This window comes from Acidovorax sp. 1608163 (assembly GCF_003669015.1).
GTDB lineage: Bacteria > Pseudomonadota > Gammaproteobacteria > Burkholderiales > Burkholderiaceae_C > Acidovorax.
In genome coordinates, this window is record NZ_CP033069.1 from 1,438,043 (window position 1) to 1,463,401 (window position 25,359).

The window sequence follows — 25,359 nt, forward strand, 5'->3', positions numbered from 1 at the left end:
CCGCTGGTCCGCCATATCGGCCTCAACACTCAGGCGCACTTTTAAAGTGCATTGCAATCGGCCTGCTTAAGATATAGTCGCCCGCAGTGTGGGATTTAGAAACGCTGGGGACTTTTTGGTGGCGGTGCATCTCCTTCGAGGGTGAGCCTTAAAGCTGCGTCGGGGCTAAAAAAGATGCCTATGTGACTTTTTAATCCCTCTGGTTTTGCAACTTGCAGTATTTTTGTTGCCAAATATAAATAAGAGGGGTACATGCAAAAAGCTTTCACACACCATCGTTTAACGATTTATCAATTCGCGCTGCTTGCGATTGCATTGGCCGTACTGCTTTTTGCACACCCTTCGACGATAGCTGGGACTCATGCTTACTTAGGCAACGCTCGGCAAGAACTTGTTTTCATAGAAAGCAACGTGGAGGACCACAGCACACTCGTGCGTGATTTTGGCCCTGGTTTTCATCCCTACGTGCTGGACGCCAAGCAAGACGGGCTAGTGGAAATGGCCCGTGTTCTGAACCAATACGACAAGGTGGACGCCATACACCTTATATCGCACGGTGCTTCTGGCGCTCTGCATCTGGGTGCCCTCACTTTGACCGAGAGCAATCTCGGCTTGTATGTGAAAGAGTTGGCTGCAGTGCGGCGGGCTTTGAAACCGGGCGGTGACCTGCTGCTCTATGGGTGCGAAGTTGCTGCGGGTGAAATTGGCCAAAATTTTGTGTCTGCTTTATCCCGCGAAACACAAGTTGCTGTTGCAGCCTCAGTCAATAAAACGGGAGCCAAAAGCCTTGGCGGGGACTGGTTTTTGGAGCAGCGCTCCGGCGCGATTCAAACTGCGAGCCTGTCAAGTCCTGGTTATTCCCATCTGTTGGCGAACGGGACAATAACGTTCACCAGCAATGGTGGTGGGCTGGGCACCGGCGGCATCGCAACGGACGGACAGGGTGGGTCTGCCGATCTGCCTGGTATCGTGATCCAGATATCCAACATATCCGATACTGCCGGAACGCAAACTGGCACCATGTCGTGGCAAAACAATGGTTTCTTGAACAGCAACGACGGCAGTTACTCCGCAATTACCTACGACCAGAATGCCGGTTCCAAAGGCATGCGGATCAAATCCAGTAACGGCAGCAAATTCAAGCTCACACAGTTCAAGCACTACAACTGGGGTGAAACATCGACCACCACCATGACCGTAAAAGGCTATCGCAACAGCGTGGAGGTTGCATCGACGACTTTCGAAGCCTACGTGGCGTCCTTTCTGCCATTTGATGTTGTTTTGGGCAATAGTTTTGACAATGTTGACGATGTCCGTTTCTACATCACCGCAGGTGGATATTTGGGTGACCAGACAGCGACCAACGCCTCCATCAACAACATTGTGATTGCAGATGCAGTGCCGGTCGCCCCCACCGCCACTACAGGCGCAGCCACCAGCATTACCGCCACTGGCGCGACCCTGAACGGCACGGGCAACGACAACGGCGCATCCACCACCGTCACCTTTGAGTACGGCCTGACCAACGCTTACGGCAGCTCCGCAGCAGCCACCACCGGCGGCACCGTGGGCGCAGGCGCGGGTGCCACCGCTGCCTCCGTGGCCATCTCCAGCCTGACCTGCAACACCACGTACCACTTCCGGGTCAAAGGGGTCAACAGCGCAGGCACCACCAACGGCAGTGACGCCACGTTCACTACCAGCAAATGCCCGCAGACCATCACCTTCAACAACCCTGGCACCCAGTCGTTCGGCACCACGCCCACGCTGCCTGCCACCGCCACATCGGGCCTGGCACCCACCTTCACGACCACCACCGCCGGTGTCTGCACCATCTCCACCGGCGGTGTACTGACCACGGTGACCACCGGCACCTGCACCATCAATGCCAACCAGGCCGGTGATGCAACCTACGCCGCGGCATCCCTGGTCCAGCAATCGTTCACGATCGCTGCAGTCGCACCCGGCACGCCCACCATCGGCACGGCGACAACGGGTGATGCCCAGGCCTCGGTCACCTTCACCGCCCCGGCTTCCAACGGCGGTTCTGCCATCAACACCTACACGGCAACGGCCAATCCCGGGGGGTCGTTTGGCACCTGCGCAGGGCCTGCTGCCTGCACCATCACTGTCACGGGGCTTACCAACGGCACGGCCTACACGTTCACCGTGACCGCCACCAATGCTGCCGGCACCGGCACTGCATCGGCTGCATCCAACAGCGTCACCCCCAAAGGCGCGCAGACCATCACCTTCAACAACCCCGGGGCGCAAAACTTCGGCACCTCGCCCACAGTGACGGCCACTGCCACATCGACCCTGGCACCCACCTTCACGACCGCGACGGCCGGTGTCTGCACGATCACGCCCGGCGGCACATTGACCTTCGTGACAGCGGGTAGCTGCACCATCAGCGCAAACCAGGCGGGCAACGGTAGCTTTAATGCCGCTCCACAGGTCCAGCAAACCTTCACCGTCAACGCCATCGCCCCCGGGGCCCCGACGATCGGCACGGCAGTCGCTGGTGATACCCAGGCCTCGGTCACCTTCACCGCGCCAGCGTCCAACGGTGGCGCATCCATCACCACCTATACGGCAACGGCAAATCCTGGCGGCGCGACCGGCACCTGTTCAGGTCCTGCTGCTTGCAGCATCACCGTGACAGGGCTTAACAATGGCGTGTCCTATACCTTCACCGTCACCGCGAACAACGGTACAGGCACCAGTTCGGCGTCTGCGGCATCGAATTCCGTAACACCCAAGGCGGCACAGACCATCACCTTCAACAACCCTGGTACACAGAACTTTGGCACGACCCCGACGCTAACCGCCACGGCAACATCCAGCCTGAGCGTGACCTTCACGTCAGCGACAACGGGTGTCTGCACCATCAGCACCGGTGGGGCACTGACCTTCGTCACTAGCGGCACCTGCACCATCAATGCGGACCAGGCCGGTGACGGTAGTTACTTGGCGGCCTCGCAGGTTGGACGAAGCTTCACCGTAGCCGCGGTTGTGCCAGGTGCACCCACGATTGGCACCGCCACGGCAGGCGACACCCAGGCATCGGTGACATTTACCGCCCCGGTATTCACGGGTGGTTCCGCTATTTCCGGCTACACCGTCACATCTAACCCGGCTGGGCTTGCCAATATTGGCGTTGCAAGCCCCATCACTGTGACGGGTCTGACCAATGGGGTTTCCTATACGTTTACAGTCACTGCAACCAACATTGCGGGTACGGGCGCGGCTTCTGCGGCATCCAATGCGGTAACGCCCAAGGCCGCGCAAATCATTACATTTGCCCAGCCAGCCGCGCAGAACTTTGGAACAACCCCAACGCTTACCGCGACTTCCAACTCCGGTCTGACCCCGACGTTCACGTCTTCGACAACGGGCGTTTGCACCATCACCACAACCGGCTCGCTGACCTTTGTCACTGTCGGCACCTGCACGATCAATGCAGACGAGGCCGGTAATGGCAGTTATCTGGCGGCCCCACAGGTGTCGCGCAGCTTCGCAGTCAACGCAGTGATTCCGGGCGCACCCACCATCGGTGTGGCCACGGCGGGTAATGCCCAGGCCAGCGTGTCATTCACGGCCCCGGCCGTCAATGGTGGCGCACCGATCACAAGCTATACGGTGACATCCGCGCCTAGCGGTATCACCGCCACCGGCGCCTCTAGCCCCATCGTCGTACCCGGTCTGACCAACGGCACGTCGTACACCTTCACGGTGGCCGCCAACAACTCCGCAGGCGCTAGCGCTGCATCGGCTGCATCTTCCGCCGTAACCCCCCAGTTGCTCACTGTGTCGGGCTCGGTGCCTGGCATGGTTGGTACGGCTACGGCGACCCTGTCGGGAGGCGGCTCATCCTGCACGCTGAATCCCACCAGTGGTTTTGCGAGTTTGTCCAACCCGGCTCCTGCGGGCAAAACCATGCCTTATGGGGAATACGCATTCCAGTCCACCAGCTGCGTCGGGACGGTGACGATGGCGATTACATACCCTGAAGCCCTCCCGGCCGGCATTCAGTTCTGGAAGTATGGCCCTGCTACAGCGGCGGTGGGCGGGGTGGTGGCTGCATCCAGTTGGTTCCAGTTCAGTGGTGCGTCACTCAGCGGTGACCGCAAGACGGTGACCTACAGCATTACGGATAACGGCGTGGGTGACTCGGATGGAGCGGTCGGTAGCATCAGCGATCCGTTCGCCCCGTTGGCGGTGCCTGTGGCGAGCGACGCCGTGGGGATTCCTGTGGATGCGCCATGGGCGCTAGCGCTGCTCTCGGCCATGATTGGCTTGATGGTCTGGCACAAGCAGCGCCAGCGTGCCCGCAAGTAGCTGGCACGCAGGTAGAGTAGCGTCCTGATGGTGCTTGGCAACGTGCCCGAATCTGCGGGCATGCCCTGATCCAGGGCAAGATGCGCTTTGCGAACGGCCTGCGCGGCCTGGACTCACTGTTACAGGTGCGCAAACTTGCGAATGGCCGAATCGGCCTGCCCAGTATCGACGAGGCTGCCCGACTCCAAGCGAACATAAGGTACCAGATGATGGCCGGTGGGTTTGGTGCGGAGATCGATGCTTTGGTCAATGCAGCCGGGTCGGATGCGGATCTGTGAGCGGTGAATGAGTAGTCATACGAACAGCAGCGAGGCTCAGTAGTGACGGATGACGGTTACTTGAAAAGTTTGCGTGTGCCGGGGGCAGCTACTACAGGGGCGGCCTTGGGGCAGCGAGGCGTGGCAAGGGGCATATCTCTCGGATGAACCGTTGAGACGTTCCCCGGAAAACCCCCTAGTTCCCCAGGTTTCTGGTTCGAGCCCAATCAACCGATGCATAAGGCGCTTTATCTAAGAACGTGTTCAAAATCTCCGTTTCTTGCTGACTTGCTGCTAAGCAGCCTGCCCCATGAGAGCCAAGTACTCCAGCGACATCGGCCTGTAGAAGTTCGAGCTCATCGCCCCCATGCTGGAGAACGCCCGCAAAATCACGCACCCACGCACGGTAAAACTCTACGAGGTGTTTTGTGCGGTGCTCTATCTGCTGCGCACAGGCTGCTAGTGGCGAGCCCTGCTCAGTGACTTTCCCAAATGGCGTATGGTGCACGCGTACTTTGCCATCTGGAGTGAGCAGCGCGAAGGCGTCAGTCTGCTGGAGCAGGCTTAAAAAATCAGGTTGGCGCGGCCCGAGAGAAGCAGGGGCGCAACGCCTCAAACGCGTTCTTGATCGTGGACGCACAGAGCGTGAAGAACACGGACACAGCCGCCTTGAAGGGCTATGACGCAGGTTGGGCATCAAGCGCCACATTGCAGTGGACACCCAAGGGCTACCGCACGCCATTGCGGTGACCACAGCCAAGGTGACGGACCTACAGGCACTGCAGCGCTGCAAACTGGCTTTGAGCCGGGTGCAAGCCTTGCTGTGTGACAGCGGCTATGTGGGCAAGCCGTTCGCCCAAGGCGTCCAAGACATTCTGGGCGCATACGTCACAGTACAGATCGCCAAACGCACTGTGATGCCCAAGCGCTGGGTGGTGGAGCGCAGCTTTGCGTGGCTGGAGAAGAACAGGCGGTTGTGGAAGAACTGCGAGAGACTGCTCAGTACCAGTTTGCAGTTTGTCCATCTGGCATTCTTGGCCCTACTGCTCAAAAGATCTTGAACAGGTTCTAAGGGTTTTTGGCTACCGCGAGTGGACTCCGTTCATTGGTCGGTGGGGCCCCGCCTACGTGGGGCTTTATTTGGGGTTTACTGACGTTTCCAGGCGGTCACTGGAGGGTGATTGCAGGGGCACCTCACAGTGGAGCTCCAGGTGCCCACACATTCGAGTCCAATCGCGCCTACCAACTAACCATTGGTAAAAAGCCTTCCAAAGCAAACTGCTTGGAAGGCTTTTTTATTTTCCGCCGTGAAACCGGGTGTTGGGTCGGCGCGCACGCCCATCAGGGTAATCCTCGGAGAATCTCCGCCCCGTGGCTCTCTAGAATGTGTTGCACTGCAATACCCACATGGGCGTTCGCCCAAGGAGCCACGATTTGCCTGAATCCACCAGCGCCTCTGCCAAACCAGCGCAGCGCGTGATCAAGAAGTACCCCAATCGGCGCCTGTACGACACCGATACCTCCACCTACATCACGTTGACCGAGGTGCGGCAACTCGTCATGGATCACCAAAATGTGGTGGTGCGCGACGCCAAGACCGGTGAAGACCTCACGCGCAGCATCTTGCTGCAGATCATTCTGGAAGAGGAAGCGGGTGGGGCGCCTATGTTCAGTGAGGCGGTGCTGGCCAACATCATCCGGTTCTACGGCCATGCCATGCAGGGCTTCATGGGGGCTTATCTGGAGAAAAACGTCCAGGCCTTCACCGATGTGCAAACCAAGCTGGCCGAGCAGTCGCAAAGCGTGACACCAGAGATGTGGGCGCAGTTTATGAACCTGCAGTCGCCGATGCTCAAGGGCATGATGGGCAACTATGTGGAGCAATCCCAATCGATGCTCACGCAAATGCAGGAACAGATGCAAAAGCAGACCGAGCAGATGCTGGGCGCGTTCGGAATCAAAAGGTAGTCCCTGGGCTGCGTGAGGGCGGTCCCCGTCAAAGGGGCCTGCCCGCGCCAAACCTTGCCTTGAATAGGCAACTCCACCCGCCGAACGCCGGAACTGGGACAATACGGGGATATGAGCGAAGCAATTGCCCCCACCAAAACACCCAAAGTCGGATTCGTGAGCCTTGGCTGCCCCAAGGCACTGACCGATTCCGAACTCATCCTCACGCAACTGAGCGCTGAGGGTTATGAAACCTCCAAAACCTTCCAGGGCGCCGATCTGGTGATCGTCAACACCTGCGGTTTCATCGACGATGCCGTCAAGGAAAGCCTGGACACCATCGGCGAAGCCCTGGCTGAAAACGGCAAGGTGATTGTCACCGGCTGCCTGGGCGCGCGCGCAGGTGAGGGCGGCGGCAACATGGTGCGTGAAATGCACCCCAGCGTGCTGGCGGTGACCGGCCCCCACGCTACGCAAGAGGTGATGGACGCGGTGCACTTGAACCTGCCCAAGCCGCACGATCCGTTCATCGATCTGGTGCCCGGTGGCTTCGGTGTGGCGGGCATCAAGCTGACGCCCAAGCATTACGCCTACCTCAAGATCAGCGAAGGCTGCAACCACCGTTGCACGTTCTGCATCATCCCTTCTATGCGTGGCGATCTGGTATCGCGCCCGGTGGGGGATGTGCTGAGCGAGGCTAAGGCCTTGTTTGAGGGCGGGGTGAAAGAGCTGCTGGTCATCAGCCAAGACACCTCGGCCTACGGCGTGGATGTGAAGTACCGCACCGGTTTTTGGGATGGCAAGCCCGTCAAGACCCGCATGCTGGAGCTGGTGCAGACGCTGGGCGAGATTGCCGAGCCCTACGGCGCCTGGGTGCGCTTGCACTATGTGTACCCGTACCCGAGCGTGGACGAGGTGATCCCGTTCATGGCCACGGGCAAAGTGCTGCCTTACCTGGATGTGCCATTCCAGCACAGCCACCCTGACGTGCTCAAGCGCATGAAGCGCCCCGCCAGTGGCGAGCGCAACCTCGAGCGCATCCAGCGCTGGCGCGAGGCCTGCCCCGAGATCGTAATTCGCAGCACCTTCATTGCAGGATTTCCGGGTGAGACGGAAGAAGAATTTCAGCACCTGCTTGACTTTGTGCGCGAGGCGCAGATTGACCGTGCAGGTTGCTTTGCCTACAGCGATGTGAATGGCGCCGCCGCCAACGAGCTGCCCGGCATGCTGCCGATGGAAGTGCGCGAAGAGCGCCGTGCGCGCTTTATGGCGGTGGCCGAGGAAGTCTCTATCGCCCGGCTGCGCCAGCGCGTGGGCTCGACCATGCAGGTGCTGGTGGACCACGCCCCTGCGCTGGGCCGCAAGGGCGGCACGGGCCGTACTTACGGCGATGCCCCCGAGATCGATGGCGTGGTGCACCTGCTGCCACCCGAGAAAATCAGCAAGACGCTGAAGGTGGGCGAGTTCACCAAGGCGCGCATTGTGGGCGTGCAAGGGCACGACCTGGTGGCTCTGCCCATCTGATCTGCATTGCCCGTGCCGAGGGGCGCATGGCCTTTGTCTTGTGGGTTTTCAGCGTGTTTCTCGGCCCGTTGTGGCGGTTGACGGGGCGCGCGAAGGTGCGCGTGCTATCGCAATGAGAACACGCCGTACGAGCAAAGCAAGGCCATGCCCAGAAAGGCGCCAAAGTCCATCAACAAGTCGGTGCTATCGGGTTCCTGGTCGCGGATGAGCACCCAGGTGGCGGCCCCGGCCAGCAAGGCGCAGATGGGCAGGATCAGTGGAAAGTAAAGAAGCCATTTGGCCATGGGCAAACCTTTGGGGGCGTTTTTGCTGTGGGCTGGGGATTGGGTTTCGGGCGGTGCTTCAAGGAATGAAGGTGCGCCAGCTGGGCTGCCAACCCGCATCCCGCAGTGCACGCAGTCCTGTGTAGATCAGCCAGGCCCATAGCGCCATGTTGGCGATGGGCGTGAAGGAAGCCACGGCGTAGAGCAGCGCGGTGGTGGTTTGTGCCCCCAGTCCATAAGACAGCCGCACTGCTCCGATGGCGCCCAGCGCCGCCGCCCCCGTGCCCAGCAGTTGCGTTGGCCCCAGACGCATGAAGGGGCTGAGCTTCCACAGCAGCGCTCCCAGCACGAATGCCACCAGGGCCGCCAGCAGGCATTGCATGCCTGTGGTCACGAGGTGCGAGTCCTCGATGTCTCCAGAGTTTGCGAAGTCTTGCCTTGCATATCGCTCTGCTGTCTCTGGCTGCTCCTGCGCTGCAGCAGCGGATGCGCCGCTGATTTGGGCGGCAGCGGCCAGTGCGGCATGGGGGCGCTGCCTCGTCTGGCTTGCGCTGCCTTGGTCGGCTTCCTCGGTCTTTTTGCGCCTGCGTTTGCGTTGGGTGGGCTTGAGCGAGGCGGGTAGCCGCACATGCAGGCGCCAGCCGGTCTGGTCAAAGTGCAGCAGGCAGCCCGACAGCTGCTGCGGCCCGGCGGCGGCAAATTCGGTGTCTGCGGCGTCAAACAGCTGGGCCTGGGCGGCATTGTCGTCAGCGGGTGCCAGGGCCATCCAGCCCCGGCGCGGCATGGCAACCACCACGCCGCACGGGAATTGTGCGAGCAGCCCGCGCCAAAAGTGGCGGTCGGTGAGGTGGCTTTCCAGCAGCAAGGGCTGTAGTGACTGCAGCCTATAGGTGCCGTTCGTTTGTGGCTGCAAGGTGGGAGTTGTGCCGGACTTGCGCAGGTGCATGGTGGCCAAGGCCAGGGCTTTGTGGGGTGTCAGGTCGAGCCGGGCCAGGTCGGAGGCGCGGGCCAGGGCCATGGATTCAGTGCCTGGTTGGGTGAACACAAAGCGCAGGCGCAGGTCTGCCAGGTACCCCAGGGCCAGGACTTCGCGGGCGTCTTCATCGCGTGCGAGGGATTGCTCGGGCGGTTGCAGTTGTTCCTGTGGCTGGCAGGTGCCCGGCCAGCGGTGCACGATGGCGTAGAGGTGCTCGCTGGTGCGCTCGGCGAACGCGGGTGGCGTGGGGGCTGTTGCTGGGGTGGTGCTTTGCATGGGGCATGTGGCGGGCTGGGGTGCTAAGGGGCCACCTCGGGCCACCCTGTGCAACCCGCGATGGTGCCAGCGTCCCCCTGGTTTGGGTGGGCTGCGCGCGCGCCAAAAGGACCAGCGGATAAAAAAAGGAGCCACGCGGGCTCCTTTTTTGTGCATTTTTGCCACGCACACCCTGCGGTGAGCAGGGCGGTGGCGGGGTGCCCCCGGTGCAAAGGCTTAGACGCGCTTGCGGTATTCGCCAGTGCGGGTGTCGATTTCGATCTTGTCGCCTTGCGACACGAACAGGGGCACAGGCACTTCAAAACCAGTGGCGATCTTGGCGGGCTTCATGACCTTGCCAGAGGTATCGCCCTTGACGGCGGGTTCCGTCCAGGTGATTTCGCGTTCCACGCTGGTGGGCAGTTCGACCGAGATGGCCTTGCCGTCGTAGAACACCACTTCGAGGGCCATGCCGTCTTCCAGGTAGTTCAGTGCGTCGCCCATGTTTTCGGCTTCGACTTCGTACTGGTTGAACTCGGTGTCCATGCAAACGTACATGGGATCGGCGAAGTAGGAGTAGGTGCACTCCTTCTTGTCCAGGATCACGTTGTCGATCTTGTCGTCGGCCTTGAACACGTTTTCGGTGCCGAAGTTGCCGATCAGGCTCTTGAGCTTCATGCGCACGGTGGCTGCACCGCGGCCGCCACGGGCGTACTCAGTCTTCAGGACGACCATGGGGTCCTTGCCGTGCATGATCACGTTGCCGGCGCGGATTTCTTGAGCGATTTTCATAGCTGATTGCTTGGGTTGGGGCCGCTCAATGCGGGCGGGCTGCCTTGTGGGGCGGTGCCTGCCGGCGCATGTTCCGCGGCGGAAGTGCGCGGTTGCGGGGCACTAGTGTGCCGCGCTGGATTTGCGCAAAGCCTCGGATTTTACCGTTTTTCCGCGATAAAGCCCAAAAGCTGTGCCACAAGGTTGTCTTGCATCAGTAGCCGTGCCCTGGCGGCTTGCACGCAGGCCGTCCATTCGCGCAGGGTAGTGTCGCCCGGCCATTGCAGTGGCTGGGCGTCCAAACCGTTCCAGGTGCAGTGAAACTGGCGCATGGAGGCTGGCGCCTGCAGCCAGTCCAAAAACGCCAGCAGTTTGGCGTGGTGGGCGTCGTCGTCCTGGGGGTAGATGTGCCACACCAGCGCCTTGCCCGCCCACAGGGCCCGCACCAGGGAGTCCTCGCCGCGCACGGCGTTGAAGTCACAGGCCCAAAGCATCTCGTCAAAGGCAGGCTGCGGGCAGTGCGATCGGTATGAAATGTATAGCTGCTTGCGCTTGTCTGTAGGGGCTGGAGGTCGATTTCACCTTGAGGGAAAAGCGCCTGCTGCACCGCGTGCGTGGGGCGGCCAGGGGCCACCAGCAGGTGCGTGGGCGTGGCGGCCGTCTGGCACAGCTGCAGCCATTGGGGCAGGGCCTGGGGCTCGTAGCAGAACAGCGACATCCAGCGCGTGGCAGGTTCGTTGGCCGCAGTTTGCGCGGGCCGTTGGGGGTGTGCGTTGGCTGCGCGCCAGGCCAGTGCATCAAAGCCTTGGCAGCGCGGCAGCAGATCGGGCTCGCGCAGCAGCCCCCCCGTGGCGGGCGTGAAGCCGGGGTAGAAAAACCACCGTGTCCAGCCCTGCGCAGGCCCTTGCGAGATGAGGGAGGGCAGGCGGTGGTTGCGCTCCACATAGCGCTCGGCAGACAGGTATTCGAGGTTGATCCAAACAGGTTTTTGGCCTCTAGCGCTTGCCTGATAAGCGCAGGATGCTATGAATTCAGGAGCAATTTCGCAGCCAAAGGCTTCCACCATCACATCGGTGGGGGCTTCGTCGGCGCTGGGGGGCGGGGCATTCCAGTCGCGCAGTTCCACACCGGGGCAGCCGCTGGGGGCCATCCAGGTCAGGGCCGATGCATCGTCCACCCACAGGCGCACGCGTTGACCTTGCCCGGCCAGTTGCGAGGCCAGGCGCCAGCACACGCCAATGTCGCCAAAGTTGTCGATCACACGGCAAAACACATCCCACTGCAGCGGCGGGGCTGGCGGCGCAGACGGCGGTGTGGGCAGCAGGCTCATACCGTGGCCTCGGTCGGGTTGCGAAGGTGGTCTGCCAGCAGGCGGGCTACGCTGGAGAGCGATTCTTCCGACCGCACGCACAGCTTGAGGTGGCGGTGCGCCCAGGGCTCGTTCAGGGTGATGGCGCGGATGCCCAGCGTGCCTTTGTACAGTGCCGCACTGCCCCGGGGCATCACGCCCACGCCCAGGCCCGCGTTCACCATCAAACACAGCGCGTCGTAGCTGGTGACCTGGATGCGCAGCTTCAGCGGCAACCCGGCCTGCGCGGCGGCCTGGTTGAGCTGGTTGTTGATGGCGCTGCCGGGGTGGGCGCCCACAAAGTCGTAGGCCAGCGCTTCGCGCAGCCGCACGGCCTTGCGCCGGGCCAGGGGGTGGTCTGCGGGTATCACCAGCACCAATTCATCGGTGCGGTAGGGCAGCAGGGTGACGCGGTCGCCGTAGTCGCCATCGTTCAAGATGCCGATATCGGCCGCGTTCTCCGCCACCGAGGTGGCGATGGCGGTGCTGATCTGCTCTTGCAGGCGCACATCCACCTGCGGGTGCAAGGCCATGAAGCTTTGCAGTTGTGCAGGCAAGAACTGCGTGATGGCTGAAATGTTGGCCACCACCCGCACATGGCCGCGCACGCCGCTGCCGTACTCGCGCATCTGGGTGGTGATGCTGTCCAGATCATTCAGCACCCCGCGTGCCAGGTGCAGCAGCGCAAATGCCGCAGCGGTGGGCGTAGCGCCCCGGTTGCTGCGGGTGAACAACTCCACCCGCAAGGCATCTTCAAGGTCGGCCAGGCGGCGGCTGACGGCCGAGGCCGCCATGTGTTCGCGCTCTGCGGCGGCAGCGATGGTGCTTTCTTCCATCACCGCAACGAAGAGGCGCAGGGAGACTGGGTCTAGTTTCATGGTCGTCAGATCGTACCCCGGCCATGCCCGTTGGCGATGGCAGCTTCGCGCATCAGCGTTTTGCAGAGGGCGTGGGCTTTGCGCATGATGCGCGCCATCCCCTCCATGTTGCATGGAGGGTGCATTGATTGTCTGATGGACCCCAGGAGAACCCCCGCATGGCTTTGCCACCTGCCCACCCGCCCGCTTCACCCATCCCAGCCAGCCCCGCCGCACTGCAAGGCGTGCGTGTCATCGAAATGGGCCAGCTCATCGCCGGGCCGTTCTGCGGCAAGACGCTGGGCGAGTTTGGCGCCGACGTGATCAAGATCGAGGCCCCAGAGACCGGTGACCCATTGCGCAACTGGCGCCTCATCAAGGAAGGCACCTCCGTTTGGTGGCAGGTGCAGTCGCGCAACAAGCGCTCGGTGGCGCTGGACTTGCGGCAAAAGGAGGGGCAGGACATCGCTCGCCAGCTGATTGCAGAAGCCGATGTGCTGGTCGAAAACTTCCGCCCCGGCACGCTGGAAGGCTGGGGCATGTCGCCCGAGGAGCTGCACCAACTCAACCCCGGCCTCGTGATGCTGCGCATCTCGGGCTATGGCCAGACGGGGCCCTACCGCGACCTACCTGGTTTTGGCGCCATCGGCGAAGCCATGGGCGGCCTGCGCCACCTGACGGGCGAGCCCGGCCGCGTGCCGGTGCGCGTCGGTGTGTCGATTGGCGACACGCTGGCGGCGCTGCACGGCACCATCGGCGTGCTCACGGCGCTGTACCACCGCAAGGTCAACGGCGGCCAGGGCCAGGTGATTGACGTGGCGCTGCACGAGGCGGTGTTCAACGTGATGGAAAGCCTGATCCCCGAATACAGCGCCTTCGGCGCCGTGCGCGAGGCCGCAGGCAGCGCGCTGCCGGGCATTGCGCCAAGCAACGCCTACCCCTGCACCGACGGCTGGGTGCTGGTGGCGGGCAATGGCGACAGCATCTTCAAGCGGCTGATGGATGCGATTGGCAGGCCTGATTTGGGCGCCGCGCCGGACCTGGCCAACAACACCGGCCGCGTGGCGCGTGTGGAAGAGATCGACGCCGCCATTGGCGCCTGGAGCGCGCAGCGCACTGTGCAGCAGGTGCTGGATGCATTGGGCGCCGCCCGCGTGCCTGCGGGCAAGGTCTACACCGCCAAGGACATCGCCGAAGACCCGCACTACCGCGCCCGCGACATGCTGCTGACCCAGCAGACACGCGACGGCTACAGCGTGCAGGTGCCCGGCATCGTGCCCAAGCTCTCTGCCACGCCGGGCAGCATCCGCAGCAGCGCGCCGCACCTGGGCGACGACACCGATGCGGTGCTGGCCGAGGCCGGGCTCACGGCCGAACAGATCGCGCTGCTGCGCAGCAAGGGGGTGATTCAATGAGTGCATCCAACACGGTGTGGCAGGGCGCAGGCCACCGCATCCATATGCAGGAAGTCGGCTTGCGCGACGGCCTGCAGATGGAAAAGACGTTTGTGCCCACGGCCGACAAGATCGCGCTGTGCAATGCGCTGTCGGCGGCGGGCCTGGCCAAGATCGAAGTGACTTCGTTCACTTCGCCCACGGCGATTCCAGCGCTGAAAGACGCCGAGATCGTGATGCGCGAGATCACGCGCCGCCCTGGCACGGTCTACACCGCGCTGGTGCCCAACCTGCGCGGTGCAGAGCGCGCCATCGAGTCGCGCACGGACGAGTTGAACCTGGTGATGTCGGTCAGCGCCACCCACAACCTGGCCAACCTGCGCATGACGCAGGAACAGTCGTTTGCGGCGCTGGCGCAGGTGGTGGCCCTGGCGCAGGGCGCCAACGTGGCGGTGAATGTGTCGCTGTCCTGCGTGTTCGGCTGCCCCATGGAGGGTGATGTGGCCCAGGCCGACGTGTTCGGCTGGGTGCAGCGTTTTGTGGATCGGGGCGTGCGTGGCATCACGCTGTGCGACACCACGGGCATGGCCTACCCCACGCAGGTGCACCAGCTCACGGCGGCAGCCCGCGCGCGCTGGCCGGGGGTGGAGTTCACCCTGCATTTTCACAACACGCGCGGCATGGGGCTGGCCAATGTGCTGGCGGCCATTGACGCAGGCGCAGACCGGTTCGATGCCTCGCTGGGAGGCCTGGGTGGCTGCCCCTATGCGCCGGGCGCCAGCGGCAATGTGTGCAGCGAAGAGATCGTGCATGCGCTGGCGCTGATGGGCTATGACACCGGGGTGGACTTGGCACAACTGGTGGTGGCGGCGCAGCAACTGCCTGCGTTGATCGGCCACGATATTCCCAGCCAGATCGCCAAGGCGGGCCCGCGCCTGGCGCTGCACCCGGTGCCTGCGGATTTCGAAGCCATTCGCGAAAGGGCGCTTGCCCGCTGAATGCGGGCGAGCCTGCATTCATACATAACACCAGGAGACAAAAGCCATGACATTTCAAACGACGCTGTCCCGCCGCATCTTTACCGCCGCCGTGCTGTGCTCCGCTGCCTTCGCTGCGGGCGCGCAGGACAAATACCCCTCCAAGCCCATCACCGTGGTCGTGCCCCAGGCTGCGGGTGGCGCCAACGACGCCATTGCGCGCGTGGTGGCGCAAAAACTCAGCGAGCAGCTGGGCCAGAGCGTGATCGTGGACAACCGCCCTGGCGCGGGCGGCACGCTGGCCACCGGCGCCACGGCCCGTGCGCGCAACGATGGCTACACGCTGCTGCTCACGGCCGACAGCGCCCATGTGATCGGCCCTGCGCTGTACAAGAACCCGGGGTTCGATCCGGTCAAGGACTTCGCACCCGTGGCGCCCGTGGCCACGGCGGGCTATGTGCTGGTGGCGCATCCATCCTTCCCGGCTAACACCGTGGCCGAAATGGTGGCTTTGGCCAAGGCCAGCCCCGGCAAATATTCGATTGCCTCGGCGGGCAACGGAACGCTGAACCACCTGATTGGCGAGATGCTGCAAAAGGCGGCGGGCATCCAGCTGCAGCACATTCCGTACAAGGGTTCCGCCGCAGCCGCCACCGATGTGGTGGGCGGGCAAGTGCCGCTGTCGGTGCAAAGCCTGCCGTCGGCCATTGCGTTCATCAAGGCAGGCAAGCTCAAGGTGCTGGGTGTGGTCAATGAAAAGCGTGTGGCCGCGCTGCCCGATGCGCCCACCATTGGCGAGACGATCAAAGGCTTTGGCCAGGCTCCCTGGTATGCGCTGTTTGCCCCGGCTGGCACGCCCGCGCCCATCGTGGCGCAGCTGCAGGCCGAGGTGGCGCGCGCGCTGGAGCACAAGGACGTGGTGGACAAGCTGGCCACCGTGGGCTGCGAGCCCTTCAAGGGCACGGCGGCGCAACTGGCGGCGCTGGTGCAGTCTGACCTGCCCAAGTGGAGCCGTGTGGTCAAGGAGACGGGTGCGACGGTGGATTGAGCGGTGCACGACTGTCGAACCCTGCTGCCTTTTTGATACTCAGACCTTTCACAACAACGACAACGGAGACATCGCTTTCATGAAAACCACCCGCAAACAGTTCACCACCCTGGCCCTTGCCGCACTGGCCGCCATCAGCTTCATCGGCCACGCAGCGGCGCAGGGCGCTTACCCGTCCAAGAACGTGACCCTGGTGGTGCCCACCGCCGCCGGTGGCACCACCGACCTGTCGGCCCGCATGCTGGCGCAGGCGCTTGCGCCGGTGCTGGGCCAGTCGGTCATCGCAGACAACAAGGGCGGGGGCAACGGCAACATTGCGGCCAGCGCCGTCAAGCGGGCCGAGGCCGACGGCTACACGCTGCTCATGCAGTACTCGGGCTACCACGTCATCTCGCCCCACATCACCAAACAAAAGCAGTGGGAGCAGGGTGACTTCCAGCCTGTGGCCAATGTCATCTCGGCCCCGCAGATCATCGTGGTGCGGGCCGACCTGCCGGTGAAAACGCTGCCCGAGCTGATCGCCTACGCCAAGGCCAACCCCGGCAAGCTCAACTACGCCTCGTCGGGCAATGGGTCGCTGCAGCACGTGACCGGTGCCATGCTGGAGCAGCAGGGCGCCATCAAGATGGTCCACGTGCCCTACAAAGGCACGGGCCCCGCGCTGCAGGACCTGCTGGGCGGCCAGGTGGACTTGACCTTCGGCACCGCGCCCCCCTTCATGCCCCACATCGCCAGCGGCAAGCTGCGCGTGCTGGCCGTGACGGGCAAGCAGCGCCTGCCCAGCCTGCCCGATGTGCCCACCACAGCCGAGGCGGGCTACCCCAAGGTCGATGCCACCTCGTGGTTTGCAGTGTTTGCCCCCGCCGCCGTACCCAAGGCCGTGGTGGACAAGCTCACGGCCGACATCCGCACCGTGGTGCAGAACCCGGCCTTCCAGCAAAAGGCGCAAGAGCAGGGCGCCACGGCGGACTACCAGACCCCTGCGCAGCTGGGTGACAAGGTGAAGGCCGATCTGGCCAACTGGGCCACGGTGGTGAAAACCTCCAAGATCGAGGCGGAGTGACCCGGAGGATTCAGAAAATTGGATTAAAAAGCCTGCTGGCGCCCGCTGGATAAGCGCTAGCAGCTATTTATTTGATAGTGAATGGGGCCGGCTGCGCGCGGGGCCACAATACGCGCCATGTCTGATGTGCATTCCGAAGAACTCCTGGCGCAGGTGGCTGCGCTGCCCGCGCTGCCGGGTGTGTACCGCTATTTCGACGCGCAGGATGCGCTGCTGTATGTGGGCAAGGCGCTCAACCTCAAGCGCCGGGTGTCCAGCTACTTCCAGAAGAACCATGGTGGCACGCGCATCGGCCACATGGTCAGCAAGATCGTGCGCATGGAGACCACCGTGGTGCGCTCCGAGGCCGAGGCGCTGCTGCTGGAAAACAACCTCATCAAGACGCTGAACCCCAAGTTCAACATCCTGTTCCGAGACGACAAGAGCTACCCCTATCTCAAGATCACCGGCACGCCGGGCGCCCACACGCGGGGCGATGCGCCGGGCCAGGTGTTTCCGCGCATGGCGTACTACCGGGGCGCGGTCGATAAAAAACACCGGTACTTTGGCCCGTACCCCAGCGCCTGGGCGGTGAAGGAAACCATCCAGCTGCTGCAAAAGGTCTTTCGGCTGCGCACCTGCGAAGACACGGTGTTTGCCAACCGCACGCGGCCCTGCCTGCTGTACCAGATCAAGCGCTGCACCGGGCCCTGCGTGGACCTGATTTCGCCCGAAGCCTATGCCGCCGACGTGTCGCATGCCGAGGCGCTGCTGCGCGGCGAAACGCAGGAGCTGCTGCAGGCGCTGGAGGCGCGCATGATGGCGCACTCCGACAAGCTGGAATTTGAGCAGGCCGCCGAGGTGCGTAACCAGATCCAGGCGCTGTCGCGCGTGCTGCACCAGCAGTCCATCGAGACGGTGGACGACAAGGATGTGGACATCCTCGCGGTGCGTGTGCAAGGCGGCCGCGCCTGCGTGAACCTGGCCATGGTGCGCGGTGGCCGCCACCTTGGCGACAGGCCTTATTTCCCGGTGCATGTGGAAGACGCTGCAGCGGTGTATGCGGAAGAGGGGGGCGATAGTGCCGAGGCTGTGGAAGGCGTGGAAGGCGTGGAGGGCGTCGAGGACGCGGCCACCGCCCCGGCCAAGCCCACCCGCCCCGTGGAGGCGCTGGTGCTCGAAGCCTTCATCGCCCAGCACTACATCGGCGTGCCGGTGCCCCCGTTGCTGGTGACCAGCGTGCCGGTGGACAAGGGCTTGCTGGATGCGCTGACCGAACAAAGTGGCTTGCGCGTGAGCGCCATCCACCAGCCGCGCGAGCAGCGCCGCGCCTGGCTGGACATGGCGCAAAAGAACGCCGACCTGCAACTCGCCCGCCTGCTGGCCGAGGAGGGATCGCAGCAGGCCCGCACCCGCGCGCTGGCCGAGGCGCTCGATTTGCCACCCGAAGACCTGGACCAGCTCACCATCGAGTGTTTTGACATATCGCACACGGCGGGCGAATCCACCCAGGCGTCGTGTGTTGTGTTTCACCACCACAAGATGCAGAGCAGCGAATACCGCCGCTACAAGATCGAGGGCATCACGGGGGGCGACGACTATGCCGCCATGCGCCAGGTGCTCACGCGCCGCTACAGCAAGGTGGTGGAGGCACAGCGCGAGGAGGGCGGCATTGACTATGCCCAAGCGCCCGAGGTGCAAGCGGCAGCACGCCCCAAGGGCCAGGCGCGTTTGCCCGACCTGGTGCTCATCGACGGCGGCAAGGGCCAGGTGGGCGTGGCGCGCGAGGTGTTCACGGCACTGGGGCTGGACCTGACCCGCATCGTGGGGGTCGAGAAGGGCGAGGGCCGCAAGGTGGGCCTGGAAGAGCTGGTGTTTGCCGACGGGCGCGAAAAGGTCTACCTGGGCAAGGACTCGGCCGCACTGATGCTGGTGGCGCAGATCCGCGATGAGGCGCACCGTTTTGCCATCACCGGCATGCGCGCTGCGCGGGCCAAGGTGCGTGTGGGTGGCGGGCAGCTGGAAGAGATCACTGGCGTGGGCCCCAAGAAGCGGGCACGGTTGCTGCAGCGGTTTGGCGGGGTGCGCGGCGTGGCGGCGGCCAGCGTGGAGGATCTGGCCACGGTGGACGGTATTTCACGTGAGCTGGCCGAAGAGATTTACCGCGCGTTGCGGTGAAGTTGCAAGGGCATGGTGCCAGGGCTTTGGGCGCGTGACACAATCGCCGCATGTTTTGGACTATACCGACCCTGATGACTTGGACGCGCATTGTCGCGATACCTTTGATCGTCGGAGTGTTCTATGCGCCGGTGGATCCGGCCACTCGCAACCTCATCGCCACGGTGATGTTTGTGGTGTTCGCTGCCACCGATTGGCTGGATGGTTTTCTGGCCCGCAAGCTCAACCAGACTTCGTCGTTTGGGGCCTTCCTCGATCCGGTAGCTGACAAATTCCTCGTTTGCGCATCGCTGCTGGTGCTGGTGCACTTGCAGCGTGCCGATGTGTTTGTGGCCCTCATCATCATTGGCCGAGAGATCGCGATCTCGGCCCTGCGCGAATGGATGGCGCAGATCGGTGCCAGCAAGAGCGTAGCCGTGCACATGATCGGCAAGGTCAAGACCACGGTGCAGATGGTTGCGATTCCCTTTCTTTTGTACGACGGCCGTTTGCTGGGTGTGGTGGACACGGGGGTCTGGGGCACTTGGCTGATCTGGGCCTCCGCTGTGCTCACGGTGTGGTCCATGGTTTACTACCTGCAAAAAGCCCTTCCGGAGATTCGGGCGAGGGTTCGATAGCGCTGGGTTCGTGCGGTGCTTGCAGGTCACTCGGGCCTGTTTGCCCGTGTCAATCGGTGAAGGTGCGCATGCAGCGCGATTGAGACAAAAACACGCAGCAAGCCCGGCCAGGCTGAGAAATGCGACTAGAATTCAGGCAAACATCGCCGCCAAACGGCATGTTGTATTGACACCCGGAAAGTCGATGGTTTTAATCTGACGCAGCAGCCATTGCTGTGTACTCCAGTCATTCTCCCGTCCATTGATCCAAGCCTCTTATTGAGGCGCTTTGACGTGTGAAGACCAGATACCCAAGACAAATTCCATCAACGTTTTTCCCGAGAGGCTTCTTGTGAACAAAACCGAATTGATCGAGCACATCGCTAACAACGCCGATATCTCCAAGGCAGCTGCTGCACGCGCACTGGAGTCGACGATTGAAGCTGTCAAGAAGACCCTGAAGAAGGGCGGCACCGTGTCTTTGGTGGGTTTTGGTACATTCGCTGTCGGCAAGCGCGCTGCACGTACAGGTCGTAATCCCCGTACCGGCGATGCGATTAAAATCAAAGCTGCTAAAGTTCCAAAGTTCCGTCCAGGTAAAGCATTGAAAGATGCTGTGAACTGAAAATTGTTTTAGGCTGGGTCCTTAGCTCAGTTGGTAGAGCGGCTCCTTTACACGGAGTAGGTCGGCGGTTCGAGACCGTCAGGACCCACCACCATCAAACAAAGGCGAACGAAAGTTCGCCTTTTCTTTTTGTCACTGAAAGATCGACCATGTTTGAAGCCATCCGCAAGCACTCCAAGATCGTGATGTTCTTGTTGTTCTTGCTGGTCATTCCTTCGTTTGTTCTTGTGGGTATCGACAGCAACTACTTCTCTGAAAAGAGCCCAGTGGTTGCGCGTGTTGATGGGCACAAAATCACCCAAGCTGATTGGGACAATGCCCACAGGACGGAGACAGATCGCATCCGCGCGCAGTCCCCCAATGTGGATCCCAAGCAACTGGATACGCCCCAGGCCCGGTATGCAACGCTGGAGCGCTTGGTGCGTGATCGTGTGTTTGCTGCTGCTGCGCAAAGCGCCCATCTCGTAACAGGTGATGCCCGCCTTGCCCGTGCGCTGCAAGACATTCCTGCCATTGCAGGGTTGAAGCGACCAGATGGCTCGCTGGACACCGAGGCCTATCGTGCGCTGGTGGGCGCCCAGGGGCTGACGCCTGAAGGGTTTGAGTCGAATGTTCGCCGAGAGCTGTCTGTGAGCCAGGTGATGGGTGGCGTGATGGGCTCGGCCTTTGCCACAGATTCGGCCACGCGCCTGGCTTTTGACTCCTTGTATCAACGCCGTGAGATACAGGTGGCCCGCTTCAATGCCACGGACTATGCCAAACAGGTCAATCCCAGCGACGCCGATGTAGAGGCTTTCTACCAAGCCAACAGTGCACGCTTTCAGCAGCAAGAGCAGGCTGCAGTCGAATACGTGGTGCTGGATTTGGACAGCGTGCGTGGCAGCATTCGCGTCAATGAGGATGATCTGCGCACTTACTACAAAGAGAATCTGACCCGTCTGGCGGCAAAAGAAGAGCGCCGTGCCAGCCATATCCTGATCAGCGCAAGCAAGGATGCTCCTGCTGCGGAGCGCGAGAAGGCCAAGGCCCGTGCCGAAGAGTTGCTGGCGCAAGTTCGCAAGGCGCCAGGCTCGTTTGCTGAAGTGGCCAAGAAGTCCTCGCAGGACACCGGTTCTGCAATCGTTGGCGGTGATCTGAATTTCTTTGGCCGCGGCGCCATGGTCAAGCCTTTCGAGGAAGCCGCTTTCTCCATGAAGAAAGGCGATATCAGTGATGTGGTGGAGTCGGATTTCGGCTATCACATCATTTTGCTGACGGACATCAAAACCCCTCGCCAGCCGTCTTTTGAGGAACTGCGTCCTTCGCTGGAAGCTGAACTCAAGCAGCAACAAGCTCAGCGCAAATTTGCCGAGGTGGCAGAGTTGTTCACGAACGGTGTGTATGAGCAGCCAGACAGCCTCAAGCCTGTGGCGGACAGTTTGAAACTCAAGATTCAAACGGCAGATGGAGTCACCCGGGTTCCCGCGGCTGGTGTGACCGGCCCCCTGGCCAATGCCAAGTTTTTGGAAGCCTTGTTTTCCAGTGATTCCATCGAAGGAAAGCGCAACACCAGCGCTGTCGAAGTGGGTCCTAGTCAACTGGTGGCGGGGCGAGTTTCTACCTATGCGCCTGCCCGTACGCTTCCTTTGACTGAGGTCCGCGACCGTGCCCGCAGCCTGCATGTGCAAGAAAAGTCGCTGGAGCTTGCCCGCAAGGATGCAGAGGCCAAGAAGGCTGCATGGACTGCCAATGCAGCCGCTGCGACCGGTCTTTCGGCTGCTGTGACGGTTTCTCGTGACCAGACCCAAGGTCAGCCTCGCCAAGTGTTGGACGCGGCCTTGCGCGTCTCTCCAGATGGATTGCCTGCGTGGGTGGTTGCAGACCTTGGTGCCCAAGGCGCCGCCTTGGTGAAGGTGTCGCGCATATTGCCCCGTGAGACTGCAGACGCCCAGCAAACGGCGCAACAACGCCAGCAATTGCAGCAGTGGTGGACCACGGCCGAAGGTTTCGCTTACTATGAAATGCTCAAGGAGCGCTTCAAGGTGCAGATCAAGCCCACGCGTCCACAGTCGTCCGCTATTTGAAATAGAAAGTTCTGGAAGTTGATTCGAGTGCCCAAATTTCCGTTATAATTTGAGTCTACGGTGGCTGTAGCTCAGTTGGTAGAGTCCAGGATTGTGATTCCTGTTGTCGTGGGTTCGAGCCCCATCAGCCACCCCAAATAAAAACCCGTAGTGTGAAAGCACTGCGGGTTTTCTTGTTTTTGGTTCGGCGTTATCGGTGCAGTTTGTGTGCTGCTTCAGTGGGGCTGGGCTCTGGCGCTTGCTGCTGTGCAAACAAGCCACCGATGGCGGTTCAATTTGCTTGGTGGTGTTGAGGTGGTGTCGTTGCGGGTTTTGACCTGCTGCACTTGACTAACAAAACACCAGAGCAAGCAATGCGGCATCTTCCGTCAAATTGAAGACTGCAAATGCGGCCAGCCGGTAGAGTGTTGCCAGGGTGATTTCAACCCATTCTTGCGGGCTCATCTTTGATCTGGAGGAGTGCCATCGCCATGGGCAACATCGTCCTTGGATGTTTCGCATGACCTGACTGGATTGGCCTGCCCGGAGGGACTCGAACCCCCGACCTATTGCTTAGAAGGCAATTGCTCTATCCGGTTGAGCTACGGGCAGATGGATGGGATAGCCTCAATGGGTTTTGAGGTGCTGTGCATGTGCACATGCTGAACCCGAGAGTACGATGATAACCCGCAGACACTTGTCCGACGGGGCTGTAGGCGCAAATATGCGGACCAATGCCTGCTGTGCCGATGTGCTTTTGGTTCTTGCCAGACCGTTCAGCTTGCAGCAGGTGAGGTGCCTTTGGTGTCCGAATCAGTCGGCTTCTTCAAAAACCAGGGAGGGGGTGGCCATGACGCGAGCTGTGTGCTCCAGCTCGCCGATCAAGTGGTTTGCAAAGTAGCTGCTCTGGGTATCGGGCTCTAAAGCCGCCACGGCGATGTGTGCCAAGGCTTGGTTCAGCGGAATGTAGTAGCTGCCAGTGGGGACGTCGATGGCTGCGCGCACGGGCGCCACCTTGATGCGGATGGTGTCACTGCTGGCTGCAATGGCGCCCCGCACGTCGCGCCGTTCCCCGATTTCTCTTGCGGTTTCCTGGTATTTTTCCGCGAGTAGCGAGCCTGCTTCGGCAACCTTCATCACTTGAACGCCCATCAGCTTGAGTCGCTCTACAGCAGCGGCTGCACTGGCATCCAGCCAGTAGCCGCATGGGCGTGCCCGGGTCTGCAGTTTGCGCAGGCTCAGTGAGGAATTCCAGTCCACCCGCAGGCTGCGATCTTCTCCGGTGGTTGGGTCCAGCAAAACAAGGTCGCGTTGGGTGGGGGTGGCGGCGGCTTCGGTTACGACTTGGTCGCGGCAAGCCTGCGCAGCGATGTCTCGTGCAACAAATGAGCGCACTTGCTCCAGTGGGCCTATCTTGTCGGCCGTGCTGCGCAATGCGCTGGTGATGGCTGTGACCTGGGTGTGTACCCGCCTTTGTGCATGCAGCCTGCCAATACCAACGCCCCGTGTTTCGATCAACAGGCTTACCGCATTTTTAAGTCCGTGCACATTTCGACCGGTGTCGGGCTGTGTGCCGCCCATGGAAATGCTCTTGTCGTCGCGGTCGGTGGATGTGGTGTAGTACCACTCGCTGCTCAGGCCTTGCTCTTTCAGGGCTGCCACCATGGGGGCGTGGTACCACTCCAGGGAGGCCTTGGTCAGAAACTCAGGGTAGTTGGCTGTCGTCGCATGCTGCAGCAAAGCATCGTATTTCTGGATGGCATTGAACTTTTCCTTGAACCGACCTGCCACGGTGTATTCATGTGAGTCAATGACAAGCAACGGGCGGTAGTCGCGTACCAAGCGTGCTATCGCTTGGGCCTCGGGGGTTTGCAGCAGCAGGTGGTCACGGTTCATGTCGACACCGTTGGCCGTGTTGCGCGTTCCTGCTTCGGCGCCATCGGGATTGGCGCGCGGCACCACAATCACGTTGATCTTGTCCAGCAGCGCATCGAGCAGCCCATTAGGGGCCAACTCGCGGGCCATGATGAGGAGAGCTTCCGCTCCTGCCGGCTCGTCCCCGTGCTGTTGCCCCAGCATGATCACGGTGGGGCGGCCTGCAGTTTCCAGTGCAGCTGGGCTGGGGTTTTTTGCTTTGGTCAGCAGCAAGCCCAAGATTGGAGTGCCACGTTGAGACACGCCTAGCTGAAGCAACTGGGGAGGTGGGGTGGCCCCAGATCGCATGTCTGCAAGCCCTGTCAGCCATTGCGCTAGCTCGGCATTGGTGGTGAATGAGCGGCGATCTTTCCCAAGCCCCGGGGTGCTGTATTGGATGGCTGGATCAGGAAAACGTGCTGCCACCGCTGCGCTGTAAGGTGGCGTGAGTGGTTCTTCGTTTCTGCCCGCCAAAGCTGGGGTTGGCAGGACAGGCGTCGCTGTGGCTTCGGCTGCTTTAGGTGTAGTGCCGAGTGGGGGCGGAACCTGCTTGGCCGATGCAGCGCGTGGCAACGGTGCAGGGACTGTTGCCGTGGGCTTGCTCCCGGCGCTGGGCCATGGTGGCAACGGTGTGCTGCTGCAAGCCGCCAGCAAAGCCGCTGAAATGATGGTTGCGGTGAGTGCATGCAGCCGCCACCTGCCGCTTGGCTCGGGGCTCTCAGGCATTGACTGGGGGCCAAGGGCATTGAAGAGTGCGGAGCGCAAAGTCATGGTGTGGGGCTGTAAAGGTCGCAAGAGGGCGTCACGGAACTTGCAGATGTTACCCGTTGACGCCTGTAGGGGATGTTGGCGTGTGGCTGCAGGTTTACATCAGCCTGCACTGCGGGCGTGGGTGCACCCAGGGTGTAATGAGTTTGCTGGCCATCTGCAGTTCTGGGGCTCAGATGTGACTGTGCCCGACATCCCGGGTGTCTTTGCGGGAGGTCGGGCACTCAGACCCTCAG

17 protein-coding genes, 3 tRNA genes and 2 pseudogenes are annotated in these 25,359 nt (G+C 61.9%); 15 read left to right on the forward strand and 7 right to left on the reverse strand.

Going from position 1 to position 25,359, the window contains the following annotated elements; translation table 11 throughout:
* Window positions 1-252 precede the first annotated feature (252 nt).
* The 5 genes and pseudogenes from EAG14_RS06420 to rimO all read left to right on the forward strand — a co-directional run bounded on the left by EAG14_RS06420 (window position 253) and on the right by rimO (window position 8,069).
* Entirely contained in the window at window positions 253-4,341 is a 4,089-nt protein-coding gene (locus tag EAG14_RS06420; RefSeq protein WP_121728387.1) for a DUF4347 domain-containing protein, read from the forward strand.
* A gap of 80 nt (window positions 4,342-4,421) precedes the next feature.
* Window positions 4,422-4,619 carry a hypothetical protein gene (locus EAG14_RS06425; RefSeq protein WP_121728388.1) on the forward strand — a complete coding sequence of 66 codons (198 nt, stop codon included), beginning with the start codon at window positions 4,422-4,424 and terminating at the stop codon, window positions 4,617-4,619.
* A 346-nt stretch (window positions 4,620-4,965) separates the two neighbouring features.
* A pseudogene (locus EAG14_RS06430) lies at window positions 4,966-5,659 on the forward strand (IS5 family transposase).
* Between the two features lie 346 nt (window positions 5,660-6,005).
* Window positions 6,006-6,566 (forward strand): polyhydroxyalkanoate synthesis repressor PhaR, encoded by a 561-nt coding sequence (phaR, locus tag EAG14_RS06435; protein ID WP_099656153.1) that lies wholly within the window; start codon window positions 6,006-6,008, stop codon window positions 6,564-6,566.
* Window positions 6,567-6,677: 111 nt separating this feature from the next.
* Entirely contained in the window at window positions 6,678-8,069 is a 1,392-nt protein-coding gene (rimO, locus tag EAG14_RS06440) for a 30S ribosomal protein S12 methylthiotransferase RimO (RefSeq protein ID WP_099656152.1), read from the forward strand.
* 104 nt (window positions 8,070-8,173) lie between these two features.
* Here rimO and EAG14_RS06445 read toward each other — a convergent pair whose 3' ends face one another.
* From EAG14_RS06445 to EAG14_RS06465, 5 genes and pseudogenes are all read right to left on the reverse strand, one after another.
* Window positions 8,174-8,353 carry a hypothetical protein gene (locus EAG14_RS06445; protein ID WP_121728389.1) on the reverse strand — a complete coding sequence of 60 codons (180 nt, stop codon included), beginning with the start codon at window positions 8,351-8,353 and terminating at the stop codon, window positions 8,174-8,176.
* 58 nt (window positions 8,354-8,411) lie between these two features.
* Window positions 8,412-9,584 carry a hypothetical protein gene (locus EAG14_RS06450; protein WP_121728390.1) on the reverse strand — a complete coding sequence of 391 codons (1,173 nt, stop codon included), beginning with the start codon at window positions 9,582-9,584 and terminating at the stop codon, window positions 8,412-8,414.
* 216 nt (window positions 9,585-9,800) lie between these two features.
* Window positions 9,801-10,355: an elongation factor P gene (gene efp / locus EAG14_RS06455; RefSeq protein ID WP_099656149.1), complete on the reverse strand. Its 555-nt coding sequence runs from the start codon at window positions 10,353-10,355 to the stop codon at window positions 9,801-9,803.
* A gap of 140 nt (window positions 10,356-10,495) precedes the next feature.
* Window positions 10,496-11,664 (reverse strand): annotated as a pseudogene (gene earP, locus EAG14_RS06460) (elongation factor P maturation arginine rhamnosyltransferase EarP).
* The gene (locus EAG14_RS06465; protein WP_121728391.1) at window positions 11,661-12,560 is read right to left on the reverse strand and encodes a LysR family transcriptional regulator; all 900 of its coding nucleotides are present in this window, start codon (window positions 12,558-12,560) and stop codon (window positions 11,661-11,663) included. The pseudogene earP and the gene EAG14_RS06465 overlap by 4 nt, the downstream one beginning before the upstream one ends.
* A 158-nt stretch (window positions 12,561-12,718) precedes the next feature.
* On the opposite strand from EAG14_RS06465, the gene EAG14_RS06470 reads away from it, so the two are divergent.
* The 10 genes from EAG14_RS06470 (at window position 12,719) to EAG14_RS06515 (ending at window position 22,598) form a co-directional block, all read left to right on the forward strand.
* A complete protein-coding gene (locus EAG14_RS06470; RefSeq protein ID WP_121728392.1) occupies window positions 12,719-13,954 on the forward strand; it encodes a CaiB/BaiF CoA-transferase family protein in 1,236 nt (411 codons plus the stop codon).
* The gene (locus EAG14_RS06475) at window positions 13,951-14,931 is read left to right on the forward strand and encodes a hydroxymethylglutaryl-CoA lyase (RefSeq protein WP_121728393.1); all 981 of its coding nucleotides are present in this window, start codon (window positions 13,951-13,953) and stop codon (window positions 14,929-14,931) included. Before EAG14_RS06470 ends, EAG14_RS06475 begins: the two co-directional genes overlap by 4 nt.
* Window positions 14,932-14,977: 46 nt before the next feature.
* Complete coding sequence (locus tag EAG14_RS06480) at window positions 14,978-15,958, forward strand: tripartite tricarboxylate transporter substrate binding protein (protein WP_121728394.1); 981 nt, start codon at window positions 14,978-14,980, stop codon at window positions 15,956-15,958.
* Between the two features lie 79 nt (window positions 15,959-16,037).
* Window positions 16,038-17,021: a tripartite tricarboxylate transporter substrate binding protein gene (locus EAG14_RS06485; RefSeq protein WP_121728395.1), complete on the forward strand. Its 984-nt coding sequence runs from the start codon at window positions 16,038-16,040 to the stop codon at window positions 17,019-17,021.
* Between the two features lie 117 nt (window positions 17,022-17,138).
* Window positions 17,139-19,178, forward strand: a complete 2,040-nt coding sequence (gene uvrC, locus EAG14_RS06490; protein WP_121728396.1) for an excinuclease ABC subunit UvrC — start codon at window positions 17,139-17,141, stop codon at window positions 19,176-19,178.
* A gap of 50 nt (window positions 19,179-19,228) precedes the next feature.
* Window positions 19,229-19,795 carry a CDP-diacylglycerol--glycerol-3-phosphate 3-phosphatidyltransferase gene (gene pgsA, locus EAG14_RS06495; protein ID WP_099656142.1) on the forward strand — a complete coding sequence of 189 codons (567 nt, stop codon included), beginning with the start codon at window positions 19,229-19,231 and terminating at the stop codon, window positions 19,793-19,795.
* Window positions 19,796-20,126: 331 nt separating this feature from the next.
* Entirely contained in the window at window positions 20,127-20,399 is a 273-nt protein-coding gene (locus tag EAG14_RS06500; RefSeq protein WP_099658722.1) for an HU family DNA-binding protein, read from the forward strand.
* A 15-nt stretch (window positions 20,400-20,414) separates the two neighbouring features.
* Window positions 20,415-20,490, forward strand: a tRNA-Val gene (locus EAG14_RS06505).
* Window positions 20,491-20,548: 58 nt separating this feature from the next.
* Window positions 20,549-22,462 (forward strand): SurA N-terminal domain-containing protein, encoded by a 1,914-nt coding sequence (locus EAG14_RS06510; protein ID WP_121728397.1) that lies wholly within the window; start codon window positions 20,549-20,551, stop codon window positions 22,460-22,462.
* A 60-nt stretch (window positions 22,463-22,522) separates the two neighbouring features.
* Window positions 22,523-22,598, forward strand: a tRNA-His gene (locus tag EAG14_RS06515).
* Window positions 22,599-22,976: 378 nt separating this feature from the next.
* On the opposite strand, the gene EAG14_RS06520 is transcribed toward EAG14_RS06515, so the two are convergent.
* Together EAG14_RS06520 and EAG14_RS06525 are read right to left on the reverse strand one after the other, a co-directional pair.
* A tRNA-Arg gene (locus tag EAG14_RS06520) sits at window positions 22,977-23,053 on the reverse strand.
* A gap of 201 nt (window positions 23,054-23,254) precedes the next feature.
* On the reverse strand, window positions 23,255-25,081 hold the full coding sequence (locus EAG14_RS06525; protein WP_240457029.1) for a M14 family metallopeptidase: 1,827 nt from the start codon (window positions 25,079-25,081) through the stop codon (window positions 23,255-23,257).
* Between the last annotated feature and the right edge of the window lie 278 nt (window positions 25,082-25,359).